At 28.2% G+C, this 20,405-nt stretch carries 20 protein-coding genes and 1 other annotated feature; of the genes, 3 read left to right on the top strand and 17 right to left on the bottom strand.

Features of this window, described 5'->3' with window-relative positions; all coding sequences use genetic code 11:
* Positions 1-19 precede the first annotated feature (19 nt).
* From dnaG to JNUCC81_RS13375, 10 genes are all read right to left on the bottom strand, one after another.
* Positions 20-1,828, bottom strand: a complete 1,809-nt coding sequence (gene dnaG / locus JNUCC81_RS13330; protein ID WP_454093926.1) for a DNA primase — start codon at positions 1,826-1,828, stop codon at positions 20-22.
* 390 nt (positions 1,829-2,218) lie between these two features.
* Positions 2,219-2,998, bottom strand: a complete 780-nt coding sequence (aroF, locus tag JNUCC81_RS13335; RefSeq protein WP_454093927.1) for a 3-deoxy-7-phosphoheptulonate synthase — start codon at positions 2,996-2,998, stop codon at positions 2,219-2,221.
* Positions 2,979-3,485 carry a 2-amino-4-hydroxy-6-hydroxymethyldihydropteridine diphosphokinase gene (folK, locus tag JNUCC81_RS13340; protein WP_454093928.1) on the bottom strand — a complete coding sequence of 169 codons (507 nt, stop codon included), beginning with the start codon at positions 3,483-3,485 and terminating at the stop codon, positions 2,979-2,981. Before folK ends, aroF begins: the two co-directional genes overlap by 20 nt.
* Positions 3,478-3,843, bottom strand: a complete 366-nt coding sequence (folB, locus tag JNUCC81_RS13345) for a dihydroneopterin aldolase (RefSeq protein WP_208333587.1) — start codon at positions 3,841-3,843, stop codon at positions 3,478-3,480. The genes folK and folB overlap by 8 nt, the downstream gene beginning before the upstream one ends.
* A gap of 6 nt (positions 3,844-3,849) precedes the next feature.
* The gene (folP, locus tag JNUCC81_RS13350) at positions 3,850-4,641 is read right to left on the bottom strand and encodes a dihydropteroate synthase (protein ID WP_454093929.1); all 792 of its coding nucleotides are present in this window, start codon (positions 4,639-4,641) and stop codon (positions 3,850-3,852) included.
* 21 nt (positions 4,642-4,662) lie between these two features.
* Positions 4,663-5,235, bottom strand: coding sequence for a GTP cyclohydrolase I FolE (gene folE, locus JNUCC81_RS13355; RefSeq protein ID WP_454093930.1), 573 nt, complete (start codon positions 5,233-5,235; stop codon positions 4,663-4,665).
* Between the two features lie 16 nt (positions 5,236-5,251).
* On the bottom strand, positions 5,252-5,953 hold the full coding sequence (locus JNUCC81_RS13360) for a hypothetical protein (protein WP_454093931.1): 702 nt from the start codon (positions 5,951-5,953) through the stop codon (positions 5,252-5,254).
* Between the two features lie 12 nt (positions 5,954-5,965).
* The gene (locus JNUCC81_RS13365; RefSeq protein ID WP_454093932.1) at positions 5,966-6,712 is read right to left on the bottom strand and encodes an aminotransferase class IV; all 747 of its coding nucleotides are present in this window, start codon (positions 6,710-6,712) and stop codon (positions 5,966-5,968) included.
* Positions 6,702-8,051, bottom strand: coding sequence for an aminodeoxychorismate synthase component I (gene pabB / locus JNUCC81_RS13370; protein WP_454093933.1), 1,350 nt, complete (start codon positions 8,049-8,051; stop codon positions 6,702-6,704). The genes JNUCC81_RS13365 and pabB overlap by 11 nt, the downstream gene beginning before the upstream one ends.
* Position 8,052: 1 nt before the next feature.
* The gene (locus JNUCC81_RS13375) at positions 8,053-8,637 is read right to left on the bottom strand and encodes an anthranilate synthase component II (RefSeq protein WP_454093934.1); all 585 of its coding nucleotides are present in this window, start codon (positions 8,635-8,637) and stop codon (positions 8,053-8,055) included.
* 244 nt (positions 8,638-8,881) lie between these two features.
* Between JNUCC81_RS13375 and JNUCC81_RS13380 the strand changes: the two genes are divergently transcribed.
* Complete coding sequence (locus tag JNUCC81_RS13380) at positions 8,882-9,052, top strand: hypothetical protein (protein WP_454093935.1); 171 nt, start codon at positions 8,882-8,884, stop codon at positions 9,050-9,052.
* Between the two features lie 15 nt (positions 9,053-9,067).
* Here JNUCC81_RS13380 and JNUCC81_RS13385 read toward each other — a convergent pair whose 3' ends face one another.
* The 4 genes from JNUCC81_RS13385 to asnS all read right to left on the bottom strand — a co-directional run bounded on the left by JNUCC81_RS13385 (position 9,068) and on the right by asnS (position 12,910).
* Entirely contained in the window at positions 9,068-9,391 is a 324-nt protein-coding gene (locus JNUCC81_RS13385; RefSeq protein ID WP_208333579.1) for a hypothetical protein, read from the bottom strand.
* A 252-nt stretch (positions 9,392-9,643) separates the two neighbouring features.
* On the bottom strand, positions 9,644-10,342 hold the full coding sequence (locus JNUCC81_RS13390; RefSeq protein ID WP_454093936.1) for a polysaccharide deacetylase family protein: 699 nt from the start codon (positions 10,340-10,342) through the stop codon (positions 9,644-9,646).
* Positions 10,343-10,369: 27 nt separating this feature from the next.
* On the bottom strand, positions 10,370-11,359 hold the full coding sequence (locus tag JNUCC81_RS13395; protein ID WP_454093937.1) for a CAP-associated domain-containing protein: 990 nt from the start codon (positions 11,357-11,359) through the stop codon (positions 10,370-10,372).
* Between the two features lie 150 nt (positions 11,360-11,509).
* Entirely contained in the window at positions 11,510-12,910 is a 1,401-nt protein-coding gene (gene asnS, locus JNUCC81_RS13400; RefSeq protein ID WP_454093938.1) for an asparagine--tRNA ligase, read from the bottom strand.
* 56 nt (positions 12,911-12,966) lie between these two features.
* Positions 12,967-13,200 (bottom strand) — a binding site (T-box leader).
* Between the two features lie 140 nt (positions 13,201-13,340).
* Between asnS and JNUCC81_RS13405 the strand changes: the two genes are divergently transcribed.
* Complete coding sequence (locus JNUCC81_RS13405) at positions 13,341-13,736, top strand: hypothetical protein (RefSeq protein WP_454093939.1); 396 nt, start codon at positions 13,341-13,343, stop codon at positions 13,734-13,736.
* Positions 13,737-13,787: 51 nt separating this feature from the next.
* Here JNUCC81_RS13405 and JNUCC81_RS13410 read toward each other — a convergent pair whose 3' ends face one another.
* Genes JNUCC81_RS13410 through cspBA form a run of 3 tightly spaced genes read right to left on the bottom strand, consistent with a single transcriptional unit; the run spans position 13,788 to position 19,061 of the window.
* Positions 13,788-13,991 (bottom strand): CDIF630_02480 family spore surface protein, encoded by a 204-nt coding sequence (locus JNUCC81_RS13410; RefSeq protein ID WP_454093940.1) that lies wholly within the window; start codon positions 13,989-13,991, stop codon positions 13,788-13,790.
* Positions 13,992-14,047: 56 nt separating this feature from the next.
* On the bottom strand, positions 14,048-15,721 hold the full coding sequence (gene cspC, locus JNUCC81_RS13415) for a bile acid germinant receptor pseudoprotease CspC (protein ID WP_454093941.1): 1,674 nt from the start codon (positions 15,719-15,721) through the stop codon (positions 14,048-14,050).
* 10 nt (positions 15,722-15,731) lie between these two features.
* A complete protein-coding gene (gene cspBA / locus JNUCC81_RS13420; RefSeq protein ID WP_454093942.1) occupies positions 15,732-19,061 on the bottom strand; it encodes a bifunctional germination protease/germinant receptor pseudoprotease CspBA in 3,330 nt (1,109 codons plus the stop codon).
* 146 nt (positions 19,062-19,207) lie between these two features.
* On the opposite strand from cspBA, the gene JNUCC81_RS13425 reads away from it, so the two are divergent.
* Entirely contained in the window at positions 19,208-20,341 is a 1,134-nt protein-coding gene (locus JNUCC81_RS13425; protein ID WP_454093943.1) for an AI-2E family transporter, read from the top strand.
* The last annotated feature ends 64 nt before the right edge of the window (positions 20,342-20,405 follow it).

A 20,405-nucleotide genomic window follows, 5' to 3' on the forward strand; every position in this document is an offset into this window, starting at 1 on the left:
ACTCGCGCCTCCTTCCTTATTATAGTTTTTGTAGTGTTCTTCTTATTTCAACTATTTTTAAAGCAATTTCCATAATCTTACCATCTACCTCTTTCGCATCATTATTGTGTTTATTATCTTCAAGTGTCTTTTGTTCTTCTAGCAATATATTAATTTTTTCGTGAAGATTATTTTTCTTCATATTTTTTACTATTTCATCTATATTTTTAACATTATTTAAGTTCATATTATCTAAAGATATGCTCTCTAAATCTTTCAAATATTCTTCGGATATGTTTAAACTTTTAATTTTGTCAATAGTTATTTTATCCAATTCTTGATTTTTAATTATAAAATTTAAAATTTCTTTACTATCTTTTGATAAAAAATCATTTTCGTCAAGCCTTAATAATGCAATTTCTCTAAGATTTTTATCTTCTAGCATTATTTTTATAAGATTTTCCTCAACAATTTTTTTACCACCTATTATTGTCTTTGGTTTTTCAATAACTTTTTCTTCTTTTTTATTTGAATATTTTTGATATTTTTTATTTTCTATCTTATTATAATTTTTACCATATACTTCTCTTTTTATAGATTCGGCACTTATGTCAATTTGGCTGCTTAGGTATTTAGTATAGTAGTCTATTTCAACAGGACTTTTTATTCCCTTTATAATTTTAGAAGCTTCTTTCGCAAACTTCACCCTATCATCATCTTTTTGTACATCAAATTGCATTTTAAGATTATCTATTTTAAATTTTATTTGGTGAGTGGAAAGTTCCATAGCTTTCTTAAATTCTTCTAATCCATACTTTCTTATAAATTCATCTGGATCTTTAGTTTCCTTTAAATCCAATATTTTAATATTCATATCTAACTTATTAAGTATTTCTATAGCTCTTAAAGTTGCTTTGACTCCTGCTTCATCTGAATCATAAGATATAATAGCCGTATCTGCATATCTTTTAATTAGCATTCCTTGTTGCTCTGTTAATGCCGTTCCAAGTGTTGCTACTACATTTTTTATTCCATATTGATAAAGTGATATTAAGTCCATATATCCTTCAACTAAGACTACAGTTCTATCAGTTATATCTTTTCTTGCAAAATTTAGACCATATAAATTTTGTCTCTTATTAAATATTAAAGTATCTGGAGAATTTAAGTATTTAGGTAAAGAGTCATCTAATACTCTTCCACCAAAGCCAATTACGTTACCTCTATAATCAAATATTGGAAACATTACTCTATTTCTAAATTTATCATAGGCTTTATTTCCTTCTTTGGTATATGTTATTAAACCACATTCTGATAGTTCTTCTTTTGTATATCCTTTAGATTGTAAGTAATCCATAAGAGCATTCCATGATGCTAATGAATATCCAAGTCCAAACTTTTTTATTATTTTATCATCTAGCCCTCTATTTCTTAAATATTCGTACCCATGATTTTTACCACTTCCTAAATTTGCGAAATAGAATCTAGCTGCTTCTCTATGTATGTCTTGGAATTTATTGATTTTTTCCATTCTGATTTTTGTCTCTTCGTCCATATTAGTATTAATTTCAACACCACATTGTTTTGCTAATAATTTAAGTGCATCCATAAATTCTAAATTTTCCATACTCATAACAAATTTTATTACATCTCCACCTTCTCCACACCCAAAGCATTTATACATTTGCTTTTGTGTATTTATGTAGAATGATGGTGTTTTTTCGCCATGGAAAGGACATAATCCCTTAAAATTTGACCCTGATTGTTTTATGGCCATATACTGTGATATAACATTTGCTACATCACATCTACTTTTAACTTCTTCTATTATTTCTTTTATATCATTCATATTATCACCTTCTGGTGTAATTTTTGTCTAACATATCTATTTTACATTATATTATAAATTTGTCAAATACACATTATACAGATTTCGACTTTTTTTGTTAATATCCTTCTTAAAAATCGATTTTTTTTTACTTTTTTTCATTTTTTATAAATTTGTACATATATTTATTGATTATATACATAAATTTAGATAATTAGACTATTACAAATATATGCTTATTTTAATAATTTTTTTATTTAAAATTAAAATTTTTGTACTTTTAGATTTGCTAATTTAATTTTTCCTATTTTAATTAGATTTACCCATATTTTTTGACATTTAAATAATTTTTATCTTATACTTATATTTTTATAAATTTAGTAAAAAATAAAAAGAGGCTATAGCCTCTTTTTATTTTATAGAATTCATTAAATCTTCAAATTCATTAAAATGAAGTGATTGCATTCCATCAGATAATGCATTGATAGGGTCTGGATGTACTTCAACCATTATTCCATCAGCACCAGCTGCAAGTGCAGCTATAGACATTGGTTTTACTAAATATCTAATTCCACATGCATGAGAAGGATCTACTATTACAGGAAGTCCAGTTTCTTTTTGAATTATAGGAACTGCTGCTAAGTCTAATGTGTTTCTAGTATAATCATTATATGTTCTTATACCTCTCTCACACATTATAATATTTTGATTACCTTCTATAGCTATATATTCTGCTGCTCCTATCCATTCACTAATTGTAGAACTTAAACCTCTTTTTAACATAACAGGTTTATTTTGTTTTCCAACTTCAGTTAATAATGTGAAGTTTTGCATATTCCTTGAACCTATTTGAATTATATCTGCAACTTCGCATAACTTGTCCATTTCTCTTACGTCCATTAGCTCAGTTATTACAGCTAGACCAGTTTCTTGTTTTACTGATTTTAATATTTCAAGTCCTTCTTCCTTTAATCCTTGGAACGAATTAGGAGATGTTCTTGGTTTGTAAGCTCCACCTCTTAATATGTTTGCTCCCTTACTTTTAACAAATTTAGCTGTCTCTAATAACTGTTCGTAACTTTCAATAGCACATGGTCCCGCCATTATAAGCTTATTTTCTTTTACTATTAGTTTATTTCCATTACTATCTATTTCAAATTTTAAATTTTCATTAAATAGGTTTTTTTTCATCACCTATATACTCCTTTACTTCGTCTCTTTCCTCATTCGTCAAAGAGTTTAAGTACTCACTTATTACTTTTCCCTTTATAAAAAGATTTTGATTTAAATCCATCAGGGGTATAAGCACAAATGCTCTCTCACTTATTCTTGGATGAGGCAGAGATAAATTTTCATTGTTTAATATTATATCATTAAAAAATAATATATCAACATCTATAGTTCTGGGTCCCCATCTTATTATTCTCTCTCTATTTAACTTTTGCTCAACTTCTTGGCAAACTTTTAATAGCCCATATTCATCTAAAGAAGTTTCTATCTCTAAACATAAGTTTAAAAAATCTGCTTGATCTGTATATCCCCATGCTTTTGTTTCATATAATTTTGACTTATTTGTAATCTCTATATTATTATTATTTGATAATATCTCACAAGCACTACTTATATACTCTAGTCTATCTCCCATATTAGTTCCTAGTCCTAGGTAAGCTTTATTCATACTTTGCTCTCCTTATTTCTACTCCAAAGTAATCATATATACCATTTACTGGAGCTTCAGGTTTTTTAACTCTAACCATTACTTCTTTTATAAGTTCAAATTTTGAGAGTACTTCATTTGATATATTTTCAGCTAAACTTTCAATTAAATTAAATCTTTTATTTTCTGCTATATCTTTTACTACTTCATATACATCTGCATAACTAACCGATTTAGTCATATCGTCAGTATTTCCTGCTTCTCTTGTGTCTAAGTAAAGTTCCATATCTATGAAAAATTTTTGACCTAATACATTTTCTTCTTTTAAAACTCCATGATATCCATAAAATCCTAAATTATTTAATAATATTTTATCCATACATTCCTACCTTCTATATATGGCATCTGCCATTTTAGCCGCTCTTAAATTTTCTTTTATATCATGAACCCTAACTATGTCTACTCCATCTCTAATACCTAAAACAGTTGTAGCTATAGTTCCTTCAACTCTTTCCTTTGGTTCAACATTTAATACATTTCCTATTACAGACTTTCTTGATGTTCCAAGAAGTATAGGGTATCCTAATTCATTTAGTTCATCTAATCTTTTTAATACTTCTAGATTCTGTTCAACTGTTTTTCCAAATCCAATTCCTGGGTCTAGTACTATTTTTTCTTTATCTATGCCTGCATTTATTCCAATCTCAATACTTTCAGTCAAGAACTCCTTTATAGATTCCATTATATCCTTATCGTATTCAGTTCCGTCTTGGTTGTGCATTATACAAACGTGTGCATCATGTTTGGCAATTACATTTGCCATATTTTCATCTTTTCTTAAACCCCATATATCATTTATCATTTCAACACCTAATTCAAGTGCACTATCTGCAACTTTTGATTTATAAGTATCTACTGATATTGGTACTTTTACTTCTTTTTTAAGTTCTTTTATTACTGGTATTATTCTTCTTAATTCTTCATCTTCATCTACATATTTATGACCTGGTCTAGTTGATTCTCCACCTAAGTCTATCATATCTGCTCCTTCATTTATCATATCTTTAGCATGCTTTATAGCAGTTTCTACGCTATTAAAGTTTCCTCCGTCAGAAAAGCTATCAGGAGTAACATTTAGTATTCCCATTATATAAGTCTTCTTACCATAATCAAACATTTTATCTATTCTCCTATTTAACTATCTCATATTTATTAAACTCATAGCTTCTGCTCTTACTGCTATATCTTTTTCAAATATACCTCTTACAGCTGATGTTATAGTTTTAGACCCTGGCTTTTTAACACCTCTCATTGTCATACACATATGTTCTGCTTCTACAACAACTACTACACCGTATGGCTGTAATTCTTCCATTATTATATCTGCTGCATCTTTAGTTATTCTTTCTTGTAATTGAGGTCTCTTTGCTAGCGTTTCTATTACTCTAGCAAGTTTAGAAAGTCCTGTTAATCTACCATCTTTAGGTAAATATGCTATATGAGCCTTTCCAAAGAACGGTACTATATGATGTTCACAGCATGAATAGAAAGGAACATCTTTTACTATAACTAATTCTTCATGTTTTTCTTCTTGGAAAACAACCTTTAAATGATCTTTTGGATCTTGGTGAAGTCCTGCAAATATCTCCTCATACATTCTAGCTACTCTATCTGGTGTATCTATTAATCCTTCTCTATTAGGATCTTCTCCTATAGCTTCTAATATATCTCTGACTGCATTTCTTATTTTATCTTTATCTACTTTGCTCATTGGCTTAACCCCCGTATTAGTAAGTTATCTTCATATTTTTACTTATTTGTATATTATCAAAAACATAATTATAAACATTCAATAAATCTTCATATCTATAATTTTTGTATATATTTTGTATTAAGTTAAAGAGTTCTTCATTTTCTTTTTTTAAAGTTTTAATCAATTTTTTATCCTTTGGAATCCACTTATTATTTATACTAAAATACCCAACTATTATATCTTTTAAATATAAATTAGTCAAAAACTCATATTCATAATTTTGGTATGCTTCTTTAATCCTTAACCTTTGAATTTTAGACTCTATTTCGGATTTTAAAAATGATTTTTCTTCTTTTGATAGTTCATTTGGACCCTCTGTATACTTTGATTTACATAAACTAATTAAACTCTCAGATATATTATTTTTATCATATATAATTTTAGCATCTTTCATTTCATTTAAAAAAAAGTATTCTTTACTATTTACAAAATATTTTACTCCATCTTTTGAAAAATAATTTATATCAAACTCTATCCCCTGTACTTCTTTTATTACCCTTATTTGATTCTTATCTTGATTTGAAAACACAAATATATCAATATCATTGATCTTAGTATCTTCTAAGCTCAAATCATATAATTTTGCAGAACCTACTAAAAAAATCGCTTGTGTATTTTCATTCTTTATTATATTTTTTACTTCTTCTTTATATATTTCATAAATCTTACTTTTCATTTTTTCTCTCCACTAACTTTCATTTAAATAAGTTAGTATTTTTTCAAATAATTGATTTTTTTCATCGTAAATAATGTCTTCTATTTGTATAACCTTCATAGCTCCCATAAGAGCATTTGTCACAAATACAAAGTCAAAGTTTTTAATTTCTTCTATCTTTATAAGAGATTCTCTTACTGTTATGTTAAATTCGTCACAAACCTCTAAAATCCTTCTTTTTGTTGTTCCGTTTAATATTGGTAAATCATTACTTGGAGTATATAAAACATTCTCTTTTATGAAGAATATATTACTCATAGAGCACTCTAATATGTAGTTATTCATATCCGTAAATATACCATCATTAAATCCATAATTATTTGCATAATTTTTAGTATATATATTTTCAAAATAATTAGTTGTTTTATGCTTATAAAGTATACTATTTCCTCTTTCTATAGGCGAAATATTTAACTTAAATCCTTGTTCATAACTTTTATCATTATAAGGTATCTCTCTAGTTGATATATTATATCCTTCATCAAATATAGTTAATCTTAATGCTTTATTACAAATATTATGTTCTTTTATATAATTTAAGATTTCAAACTCTAAGAACTCTCTTTTATAATTTATATTAATATTTAATTCTTTTATAGAATTAAATATCCTATCCATATGTAAACTTAAGTTCGCTTTACCTTCTTTTACTTTAATAGTTTCAAACAATCCGATACCAAATTTAGCTAAGCTACTTTCAAAAGATAAATCATTCTTCATAATATCCTCTTAATGCTTTCATTATAGACTTTGCTTTATCTAGAGTTTCTTGATACTCATCTTCAGGGTTTGAGTCCCAAGTCATCCCTCCTCCAACTTGGAAGTATACATCATTATTTTGTTTGATAACTGTTCTTATTGCAATATTTAAGTCCATATCTCCATTAAATCCAATATAACCTATAGAGCCTGTATACACATTTCTTTGAGTAGGCTCTAATTCATCTATAATTTCCATAGCTCTAATTTTTGGAGCTCCTGTTATAGATCCTCCAGGAAATGTTGCTTTTATAATATCTACACAGCTTTTGTTACCTTTTAGTTCTCCTACTACTGTCGCAACTAGATGGTTTACATTTGCATATGGCTCTATTACAAATAATTCTGGTACCTTTACACTACCTATTTTTGATACTCTTCCTATATCATTTCTTTCTAAATCAACTATCATAAGTAGTTCCGCTCTGTCTTTTTCACTATTAACTAATTCTTCCTGAAGTCTTAAATCTTCTTCTATAGTTTTACCCCTTGGTCTTGTACCTTTTATCGGTCTTGTCTCAATTTTTTTATTTATGCATTTTATGAATCGTTCTGGTGAATTTGATAGGATATTACTTTGTTCAAAGTTTAAAAATGCTCCAAATGGTGCAGGACTAACTCTTCTTAAGTCTCTATATAATTCAAAGCTTGATAAGTTTGTTTTTCCACTAAATCTTTGTGTTAGATTAGCTTGATAAATGTCACCTTGTTTTATGTAATTTTGCACGTTTCTAACTGCCTCTTCAAATTCCGACTTAGTAAAATTGGATTTTAATTTGATAGGTTCAACTTCTTTTTCTTCATAACAAATTTTATCTATGCCTAAATTGTGGGCTTCTACTATCTTTTTTTCTATTTCAATTATTATTTTTTCTTCTTTATTTAAATCTAAATCAGGTGTAGCTATATATGTTTTTTCTTCTAAGTGATCTATTGCTATTACATGATCGTATAGGCCAAAATATAAATCATATACATTAGTATCATCAATAGCAGTCCTAGGAAGCTTTTCTATATAATTACCTAAATCGTATGATAAATATCCTACAGCTCCTCCTATAAATGGAAGATGTGTATTATTTTCCACTTTATACTTATCTAATTCTATTTGTAAGTTATCAAGTGGATTATTTTCACTATTTTTATATTTTAATACTTTAAATGGATTACTTCCTATAAATGAATATCTTCCTAATTTTTTAGAATCCATCGCACTATCTAATATAAAACTATCTTTCTCATCTTTAAATATTGTAAATATTTCAAAAGAATTTAAACTAGTTTTTATCTCTTTTATCATATTAATCACCCACCTTAGTTCTTGCTTTTTCTATAAAGTTTTTAAGTATTTCATGCCCTTGTTCTGATAAAATAGCTTCTGGGTGAAATTGTACACCTTCTATTAGGTATTTTTTATGTCTAATCCCCATTATTTCATTTTTATTGGTCATAGCTGTTACTTCTAGTTCTTCTGGTAAGTTATTTTCATCTATTATTAATGAATGGTATCTAGTTACATTTAAAGGATTTTTTAACCCTTCAAATACACCTTTATTATTATGTTTTATGCTATGTACTTTTCCATGAACTGGCTCACTTGCTTTAATAACATTTCCACCAAATACATGTCCTATAGTTTGATGACCTAAACAAATTCCAAGTATTGGTTTTTTACCTTTAAATTCATTTACTACATCTATACATATACCTGACTCTTTCGGCGAGCAAGGTCCAGGAGATAAAATTATTATTTCTGGATTTAACTTTTCAATATCTTCTATACTTACTTCATCATTTCTCTTTACTACTACCTCTTCTCCTAATTCACCAATATATTGAACTAAGTTATAAACAAACGAATCGTAGTTATCTATCATAAGTATCATTTCTATTTCCCCCCTGGTTTTGCTTTTAGTGTTAAATTTTTTATATACATTTTTTTTCATATATAAACTTTTTCAATCATATATTGACTATATATATTAGCTATATATTTTTAATTATATAGTCTTTTAGAAATGTATGTCAACGAAGTTATTTTTTCAAAAAATTACAACTAACTCACATAGTATATTTATTCATTTTGTACAAAAACTAACTAACAAACATCTCATTTTTGGAGGTTAAAAAATGGATAAATACATTATTATAAGATCAGATACTAAATCTATATCTCCTCCTATGTCAAAGCAGGAAGCTATAAAAAAACTTAAGCAATATGATAAAGATGGTATTTGTAGTTACTTAATTCATAGAGATATATCTTTTGATAATTTAACTCCCCCTAATCTTTATAAATAACAAAACAAAGAGAAGCTATATGCTTCTCTTCGCTATTTTATATCCAGAATTATAATACTTGTCTTTTTTTCCTTTTTGTTCTCTAGCTTTTATTAATTCATTAATTTTGCTTATATACTTATCATCATCACTTATTCTTATTAAACTAGATAAGTAATAACCATCTGTACTCTTTGGAACTTTTTTATTTATTACTAAATCTATAGCTGTTTTAGCAGCTTCAAAGTGCTTAAGATGGGTGTGACCTTCTTGAAAACTTTTTTTGGTATTATATACTATATAACCTTCTTTCACTTGGAATATCATAAATTCTTTTCTCTCATAAATTTTATTATACATTTAATCAATCCTTTTCAAGATAGTCTTACTATATAATATATTAATTTCCCCTTAAAATGTTTTATGTTTTATATATTAAAATATATTATGTAGAATATAGAAATAATATAAAACTGGTTTATTGTTCTATACCGTATATATATTCTTATAAATTTTCCTATATTACTTCTTTTACTTAAATTAAATATATTTAACTTATATTTAAAATTTAATAAACAATTAAAAAAGAGTCTCTATTATAGAGACTCTTTTTTAATTGTTTATTAATTCTGATACTGTTACAAATTTAAAACCTTTTTCTATCATTTTCGGTATTAATAAATCTAGTGCTTCAACAGTATTATCAGTAGCGTAATCATGTAATAATACTATATCACCATTTTTCACATTATTCACTATAGTATCTGAGATTTGAGATGGCGGTGGATTTTTCCAATCCTTTGCATCAACAGTAGTCCATAAAACAATTTTGTATCCTAATTTTTTAGCTATTTCAGATAATGATTTTTCATTATAACTTCCAAATGGAGGTCTAAATAAAGTTGTTTTTTTACCTATGTGCTTCATTAAAGTTTCTTCACATTTTAATATTTCTTCTTCAATTTGTGAACTACTTAAGTTACTTATATCTGGATGACTAAAAGTATGATTACCTATTTCATGTCCTTCTTTATTTGCTCTAATTAGTGGATCTGTATACCAATTAGCATGCTTTCCTGCAATAAAGAAAGTTGCTTTTACATCATATTTTTTTAGAACATCTAAAACTTGATTTGTTTCTTTAGGGTGTGGTCCATCATCAAATGTAAGAGCTATAAGTTTTTTATCTCTAGATCCATTTCTTACAAATACTTCTTCATCTTTAACTGCATATACAGATAAACTTAAGCCTAGAATAAATGTTAAACTTAATATTGCTACTAATGCTTTACTTTTTTTATTATGTCTCATGATAATGACTTCCTTTCATTCCTTTATCTATATATAGAAATTCTGAGTATAATATATAGTATAATGACCTCCAAATACTACACCTACTCCTATATATTTATAATCCCCTAAAATGTTTTTTCTATGACCCTCAGAATTCATCCACGCTTCATGTGCATATACTGCACTAGTTTGACCTGCTGCGATATTTTCTCCGGCTCCCATGTAAAATATTCCTTGCTTTTTCATTCTGTCAAAAGGACTTTCATTATTTTTATTTACATGATCAAAATATTTTTTTTCCATCATATCTTCACTATGATATCTAGAACTTAAAGTTGCCTTTTCACTGTATTTTAAAGAATTTAATCCATTTTGCAGTCTAGTACTATTAACTAAATCTATAGTTTGCAATTCAAAGCTTCTCTTAAGATCTTCACTACCTTTTGGATACATTCCATTTAAACTTTCTTCCGCTTGTTCTGATACAACTTGATATGAGCGTACTCTGTTATTTTCATAAATATCATAAAATACAGTAATATATTTATTACCTATATTGATTATGTCATATTGGTCATTAGAATTTATTATGTATCTAGTATTTCCTTTTTTCTTATATTCTAATGGCTTGTAATTTTTTCTTACAAATTCTTTATTGTCATTTATTTTTATATTTTCTAATTCAATAGAATTTATAGAATTACTATAAATTGCAACTACTTTTTCTCCTTCTATCCCAATCATTGCAAAATCTTTTTCATATCTATTATATACATACCAACTAAAGGTATATTCACTATTATCAATTCTATCCGGACTTCCAATTAAACTTACTAGATATTCTTTACTATCTCCTAATTTTATCTTTTCAAGATTTTTTATATTAAATTTAATTTCATCAGTAGTTTTATTTATTTGCTGATTTAATACTTTAGTTTCTTTAGATATATTTTCATTAAATATCCCTTCTTTTAAATCAGAATTATAAAGATAAACACCTAATAAAATTATTAATACAAATATTATTTTTTTCAATTTATCACACTCCAATAAATTTTTACTATTTAACATAGTGTACACTTATAAGATATTCATACTATTATTTTTTAATAATTATATTTTAGTGTCTATTTTGTTACTATTTTCAATGCAAAAAGCCCCTAAAATTTAGGGGCTTTTAATATATTAAAATTCTGCGTTCTTTGGAGTTCTTGGGAATGGTATTACGTCTCTTATATTTGCCATACCAGTCATATACATTATTATTCTTTCAAATCCTAAACCGAATCCTGAGTGAGTAGCTGTTCCGAACTTTCTAAGTTCTAAGTACCACCAGTAATCTTCTTTATTTAATCCCATTTCATCTATTCTTTCAAGTAATTTTTCTTCTCTTTCTTCTCTTTGAGAACCACCAACTATTTCTCCTACTCCTGGTACTAGTAAGTCCATAGCTCTAACTGTTTTTCCATCTTCATTCATTCTCATGTAAAATGCTTTTATATCTTTTGGATAATCAGTAACAAACACTGGTGCTTTAAATATTTGTTCAGTTAAATATCTTTCATGTTCAGTTTGAAGATCATCTCCCCACTTAACTGGGTATTCAAATTCATAACCTGATTCTTGTAACATTTCGACTGCTCTAGTGTAAGTAAGTCTAGTAAATTCTGAGTTTACTACATTATTTAATCTATCTAATAACCCTTTATCTATAAAACTGTTGAAGAATTCCATTTCTTCTGGAGCATTTTCCATTACGTAGTTTATAACGTATTTTATCATATCTTCAGCAAGTTCCATATTATCTTCTAAGTCAGCAAAGCATATTTCAGGCTCTATCATCCAGAATTCTGAAGCATGTCTTTGTGTAAATGAGTTTTCAGCTCTAAATGTTGGTCCAAATGTATAAACATTTCTAAATGCTAATGCCATTATTTCGGCATTTAATTGACCAGAAACTGTTAAATTTGCTTCTTTTCCAAAGAAATCATTGCTATAGTCAACTTTTCCATCTTCAGTAGTAGGTATGTTAGTTAAATCCATAGTTGTTAATCTAAACATTTCCCCAGCACCTTCACAGTCACTTCCTGTTATAATTGGTGAGTGAGCATATACAAAGTTTCTATCTTGGAAGAACTTATGTATAGCGTACGCTGCTAAAGATCTTACTCTAAATACAGCTGAGAAAGTATTACTTCTTGGTCTTAAATGAGCTATTGTTCTTAAATACTCAAGAGTATGTCTTTTCTTTTGTAGTGGATATGAACTATCTGACTCACCTTCTACCACTATGTTTGTAGCTTGTATCTCTACAGGTTGCTTAGCTCCTTCAGTTGAAACTAATTCCCCTTCTACAAGTATTGATGAGCTTATAGGTAATTTTGTTAATTCTTTAAAGTTTTCTAATTTTTCATCAGATAAAACTACTTGCATATTTTTAAAGAAACTTCCGTCATTTAATTCTACGAATCCAAAGTTCTTAGATGCTCTAGATGTTCTTATCCATCCAGCCACTTTTACAGTTTTTCCAATGTATTCTTCTTTTTGTCTGTATAACTCTTTTACTGTTACAAATTGATTTTGCATTTTATTTTCCTCCTCGTATTATTTGTATATAAAATAAAAAAAGCCCTTCATCCCATAAAAGGGACGAAAGACTGTACTTTCGCGGTACCACCCTAGTTGTCAAATAATTGACCTCTTAGTTAAGCTTTGCTTATAGTCTATAACGGGACTTACCGTCTAAGTCTACTCTCTTAATGATTTCGGTTAGAGACTCCAAGATGTTCTTCAATATAAACTTCGTATTGAGCTTTCACCATCCTCAACTCGCTAAAACTACATTTTATACCTAATCTTCTTTTCATAGTCTTTATTTTTATTTTTCATATTATTTCAATTATTTAACAAGATTATACCAACATATAAAATTTTAGTCAACATATTATTTATACTTGTAATTTTTAAATGACTAAAATTTCATTTTTTACAAATAATAGTAATTGGAGGTGATTATTTGAAATATATATTATATTTTCTCATCGTACTTTCTTTTATAGGTCCCGCTGCTCATAGTAATAAAAGCCTTGGATCAGTATTTAAAGATGGATTTTACAATTATATAACTTGTTTAGATAATACATTTAATTATTTAGCTGATAATATTGATGCTTTTTCCATATTAGCGGATATACCATATGAAAAAGCATATAAAGATGTTATGAATGATAGACATCTTACAAAACACCTCGTATCTTCAGGTGAAACATTAGATGACATTATTAAAAAGTATAACACTAATATTGATGACATAGAAAATTTTAGGAAAGTTATATATAAAGAAAATGAAGGACTTGTATCTAAATCTTATGATGTACAATCTGGAGAATATATAGTTATTCCAAGTGATTAGCAATTTTTATATGAAAAATAAAGGTACTTACGTACCTTTATTTTATATATATTATAATCTACTTCCATTATCTACCCAATCTTTAGCTTCTTCAACATTGTCTAAAGATGGAATTGTAACTTTACTGTGAGGCTTTAGTTTATCTACATCTGCCCAAGCTGCAGTTGATTCATTGTTAGTTGGTCTATGTTTTTTTAACCTTTCATTATTTGCCCCACTTAGTGCTTTAGTTTTATCATTATTCAAAGTAATCACCTCTTTTTTCTTTTGTATTAGTTTTAACCATTATTTATTTTACAATTCATATTAATTTAAAGATTCCTTGCAATAGCCTGTGTTGTATTTTGTATGTTTAAAATTCCATATCCTTGAGAGCTATTTGGAAAAACATATATGTCTTTTTTTGTTGCTCCAAGCATTAGGTATGTTTTAAGGACTCGCGTAAATAGCCCTCTTCTTGCATATGCACTTTGCTGGCTTATATAGTCCATTAAAAGAGCTAAAGCTCCTGTTGCTAAAGAACTACTTACTCCTGTTCCTGTAGCTTTAGCATAATTTTGATTTATAAATGTTGATATTATATCAACTCCTGGAGCTACTATATCTGGTTTTGTGTATCTTTCCTTTACTGGACCTTTTGATGATCCTATCCACATACTAGTCGTTTTATCATTATATGCTCCAACAGTTATTACATTTTCTGTAGTTCCATATAATGTTATTGTCGAATAAGACTTTGGATCTATAAATCTTGTATCTTGAGCTATTAAATTTTTATTAGGAAGATAAACATCATAATCCCCTGTTATCATAAATTCAGAATATAATCTTAAAGTCCATATTCCAGGTTTTACATTACTTATTCTTATCATCAGTTCCTCATTCCCAGAAAAAATCCATGGATAAGTAAGAAACATTTCAAAAGTTGAATTCTCTAAATTAAATTTACCTTTATACACTTGAATATCAGGAGAATATATTACTCTGTCACTCATTTCTCCTGATGGCGATATTAAAATTGCAGCAATTTTTCCTGGCCCATTTGCAGCAACAGTAATATCTAGTGCTTTTTGTTCTCCGACTTGTATAACTATATCTTGAGGTGTAGCTTCATTTCTAAAAGTTCCTTCATAATGAATATCTGTATTTCCTTCATTTCCTGCACCACTAACTACAATAATTCCTCTACTGCTCAAATCAGGAAAAGTATCTAATAAATTAGTTATTATAACAGACTTTGATCTATCAGCTACCGTTAAGTTTATTATAACTAATCTATCATCTCTCTTTGATACATCTAGTACATACTTTATAGCAGCTAAAAAATCCGTATTTAAGTAATTTATTCTACCTTCTTTATAAGTTCCCTCATAATGTCTTAACTTAACAACTACTAATTCACTATTAATTGCTACACCTTTATAAAGAGAATTTAATCTACCACTTCCTACAGCTATTCCAGCTGCTATTGTTCCTGTTCCAATATTATCTACACTTAGAGTTGGGTCTTTCTCTGCTATCGCCTTATTTATTTGTTCTTGACTAAATTCACTTCCAAATATCATCCCTTCTGGGGGATTATTTTTATCACTTTCTTGATCCCAAATAGATATTATCCTACTAGTACCATCATTTCTTATAAAATCTGGATGTAAATAATCTATACCAGAATCTATTGTAGCAACTAATATACCCGCTCCAGATACATTTAAATATGGATGATTATATATATAATCTGTTCCTGAAGCAGCTGTAACAGTCACTCCTCCTGCTATTGATTCATTTATCTCTATCAAAGAACTTAATGGCGATTCCCTTTGCCACCATGCAACCTCTGGTATTCTATTTAGAATTGTCTCATTAGAATTCATAGGCACATATATAACAGCAAGCTGGTCATTTAAAATCATATATTTACTAATATTATTTTGGCTGAAAGCTTGAACTATATCCCCTTGATAAATTATGGTATATGATGTTTCCATATTTTCCTCCTTACCTTAATTGATCAAAAATATTTCTTATATTAAGAACACCAAATCCATAACTATTATTAGGATATGAAATATTACTATCTCTAACTGCACCAGCTCTAAAATATGTTCTTATTTTTTGAACAAATGCTTTTTCTGGATATCGTCTTTCTACTAAAACATATTGTAAAAATAAAGCAGCACAACCTGATGCATATGCTGATGCTGGAGCTGTACCTGTAATTGTTGCATATTTTCCTCCTGGATACGGCGCTATTATATTTACACCCGGAGCAACTATATCTGGTTTTTGTAGCTTTGATATAGATGGCCCCCTTGATGAGCTTTGCCATAAACTACTATTTATTGTATTGTAGGCTCCGACTGTTATAATATCGTCATATGTTCCTGGATATGTTATAGTCTCATCTGGGTCTGGATTTCTAAACTTAGTTCCAGGGTCTATAAATACTCTATTGGGAAGATATACATTAAATATACCATTTGTTATATATTCTCCTGTAAGTCTAAGTTTCCAAACACCTCTTTTAGCACTAGTTAATCCTATTATTGTTTGTTGTTGGCCTGAATAAGTAGTTGGATAAATATATGTTATTGAGTATCCGGTTGACTCTAAATCAAATATTCCTGATATTCTAGAATAATTTGCTACATCAACATCTTTGCTTGTTTCTCCTGTTGGTGTTACTATAGTCACTTTAGCTATATCTGGCTTATCTATCCATACTTGAATTTCAAGATTTTCTTCATTATTAGTTAATTCAAATTCAACTTCTTGAACATCTCCCTTAAATAAAATTCTTCCACTTGTATGTGTTTGAGTGTTCCCTTCGTTTCCTGCTGCTGTCACCAGGCAAAGGCCTCTAGAATAAAAAGCTTGCTGAGTAATAGTTCTAGTTGATACTCCAACAGAGCTATTAGTTCCATAAATTGTATCAATAACTATTGGCAGATTATTAATAAAAGCTTTTTCATATACATACTGAGTAGCAATAAAAGCCATTGCATTATTGTAAAAACCATTTATTTTATCCATCTTTACTACTATTAAATCTGAATCTTCAGCAACTCCTGCATACTCTCTATTTACCTTCCCAAGTCCAGCACATATTCCAGATATCATAGTTCCATAGCCTTCTGTATCAACAGATAATGTGTTATCATTTTGAGCTATAGCTTCATTTATTTGTTCTCTAGTATACTCTGTTCCTATAAGATAACCTTTAGGAGGATTTCCCTCTTTAGTTTGATCCCATAGATAAAGTATCTTTGACGTTCCATCTTCATAAATAAAATCTGGATGTAAATAATCTATACCACTTCCTATTATAGCTATTGCAACTCCTCTTCCTGTTAAAGATAAATTAGGATTATTTTTAAAGAAGTTTACTCCTATTTCTTCATTTGCATTTACTCCATTTGCAGTTCCTTGTGTTATATCTCCTAATAAAGTTAATCTTGTGGTTGGTTCATATCTTGTTACCGATGGCACTGATAATATTTCTGGAAGAGCTGAATAATTATTTTCATTTATAAAAAGTACGCCAAAGCCATCACTTAGTTTATAAAATTCATTTCCTGGAACTATTGAATTTATTTCTTCTTCAAAGTTTGGACCATGTAAAACGTTAACCGCTTCTATGTTATTTCTCTGCCTCATCATTGTAATCTTTGGTACTTTTATTTTTTTTTTTACTTTTTTAGTTCTTCTTTTTCTAAACTCATAGTCTTGTGTTTTATTTAGTTCAGCTAACTGACTTAATTCAAGAGTTGATAGATTTAAAAATCCATATCCTCTCGAATCATTTGGATATACCAAATTTCCAGTTCTTCTTGCTGATTTTAAAAGAAGTGCCTTTAATCTTGCTGAATATAAAAATAAATCATTTCCATTTACAATTCCCCACTGGAAAAATAATGCGCATACTCCTGTAACATGAGGTGTTGCCATACTTGTTCCACTAAGGGCTCCTGTATTCCCACCAGGAAGATATGATACTATATTCTCTCCAGGTGCTAATATATCTGGTTTATATACGCATGAATCAATATCTCCTTCACCTGAAAATACTGATACTATATCAGTTCTGGAATTAAAACTTCCAACAGTTATTACTCTAGATGCTGTTCCCGGGACTGTGACTGTTAATTCCGTAGTAGGTGTCAAAAATCTAGTATTTGGACTTAAGCCTTCTGATGTTGGTAAATATATATTTATATTTCCACTTACTATGTTTATTGGCTCAAAAACTATTTTCCATATTCCTGGTGTTATGGAGCTATCTGATGTTAGTTGAAATGTTACTCTTCTTGTAAGTGAATATGGAGCTATCGGGAAAAAATAACCCTTTATCCTTGTACTACCTATTACATTTCTTACTTCTTCTGAGTTAAGTGAAACTATTTGAGTTCGTTGATTTGATGGATTTACTAACTGAACATTAAAATCATCCGAAAAATTCGGCCATATATTAATATTTAATATTCTTTCATTTTCTCCTACTATAAATTCTACTTCCTGAACTTGGTTCGTTAATTGAATACTTTTATGACCACCTTTATCTCTATTATTTCCAGCTGCTACAACTATATTATTTTTCCAAAATAAGCACATATCATCAATATACTGTTCAAATAAAGATAGTCCTCTATGTGAACCTTCATTACTTCCATAACTTATATTTATTGCTACTGGCATCTTAAGCTCTAGCGCTCTATCAAGAATAAACTTTATTGCTCTCATAAATTCTGTACTTCTAGAAAAAGTATCTGTTGACCTATTTCCAACTCTTACAGCTATTATATTTGCCTCATTTGCAATTTCTGAACATATACCCGCTACATGGGTTCCATGAGCACTTGTTGGAGAAATTGGAATCGTACCCTGGTTATTTATTGCATTATTTATATCTTCATTTGTATATAACATTCCCTCTTTAAATCCTTCTGGAGGATTTCCAGTTATAGATTGATCCCAATAGTAAAGTATCTTAGAATTACCATTACTATCTTTAAATACAGGGAGCGTATAATCTATTCCTGAATCTATAATACCTAGTATAGTTCCTTTTCCAGTTAATCCACTTCTATTTTTAAAGTTTGTAATTCCTGTACTTGAAAAACTTTGAGTGTCTTGTGCTTGTAATATAAATGGCTTTTCTATATATTCTATTTGTGGATATGAAAGTAAGTTATTGATTTGCTCTGCATTTTGAGCCGTTATAATCGCATATATTGGACTTAATATCTCTACATCTACTCCTAATTCTTCTTCAAGGCTTAAAATATTTCCATTATATTTTACTACAACTTCAAAGTCTATAATAATCACCTCCGATATAATTTAATTTTTCTATTAATATATATATGTACTAAGCCTGTTTTTATTGTATAATACTGATATTGATTTAATTTTTTGATATAAAAATTTTATATTATTGTAATTAAATCTATATAAATTGATAAGGATGTGTTATTTTGAAAAGTTCAAAGTTTTCTTTAAATATTATAGTTACAGTAGTTATATCATATGTTTTGATTAAACTTATTGATAGCTATCAATATTTTTTCAGTGTATTTAACTTACTTCTATCGCTACTTACTCCATTTGTAATAGCTTTTATATTAGCGTATATATTTAATCCTATTATAAATTTTTTAGAAGATAAGCTAAAACTAAAAAGAATTGTATCACTAGGTATTACCTATGGTTTGATTGCAGTTTTATTAGTATCATTTGTATTATTTACTGCACCTGCTATAATAAGTAGTTTAGCAGATATAGTAAGTCAATTCCCTTTATATGTTTCAAAAACCCAAGATTTTGTTATAGAACTTGGTAACAGTTTAAAAAATGTTGATCCTAATACGTTGAAAGATTATGGAGATAAGTTTATGTCGGCTATGCCTGAGATTAGTAACCTACTAATTGGGTACATAGGTCAAATATTTAATACAACCTTCTCTGTAACAAAGTTTATAGTTCAATTTGTACTAGCATTCATAATTTGTTTCTATATTCTACTAGAAAAGGAAAGCTTTTTATCTTTTTCTAAAAAAGTTGTTTATGTGTCACTTGGTAAGAAATATGGAGACTTTTTATTAGATGTTGGACGAACTCTAAATTCTAATATCGGAAAATATTTTACAGGTAAAATACTTGATTCATTTATTGTAGCACTTTTATCTACAGTAGGGCTTTATTTCTTAAAATCTAAGTATTCCTTATTATTTGGTACTTTAATGTTCTTCTTTAATTTAATACCTTATTTTGGACCAGTACTTGGTATGGCTCCTGTGGTTATAATAAATTTATTTTATAACCCATCTGTAGCTTTATTCTCCTTAGCTTATTTAGTATTAGTTCAACAGATTGAAGTTGCTGTAATAGAACCTAAAATAGTAGGTGGCCAGTTAGGCCTTAGCCCATTCTTAACTATTCTTGCAGTTACTGTGGGTGGTGGATTTTTCGGTATACCTGGTATGATTTTATCTGTACCTATAATCGGTGTAGTAAAAATATACTTAGTTGAATTTATCGAATATAAGCATAAAAATCTAAATAGAGATAGCGATGTTAATATTGATATTGACATAGATATTAATAATTAAAAAAATAACCTTACTGTATAAGTAAGGTTATTTTTTATATCTACTAAATTAGCTGTTATTAATT

It is taken from the genome of Faecalimicrobium sp. JNUCC 81 (genome assembly GCF_053667625.1).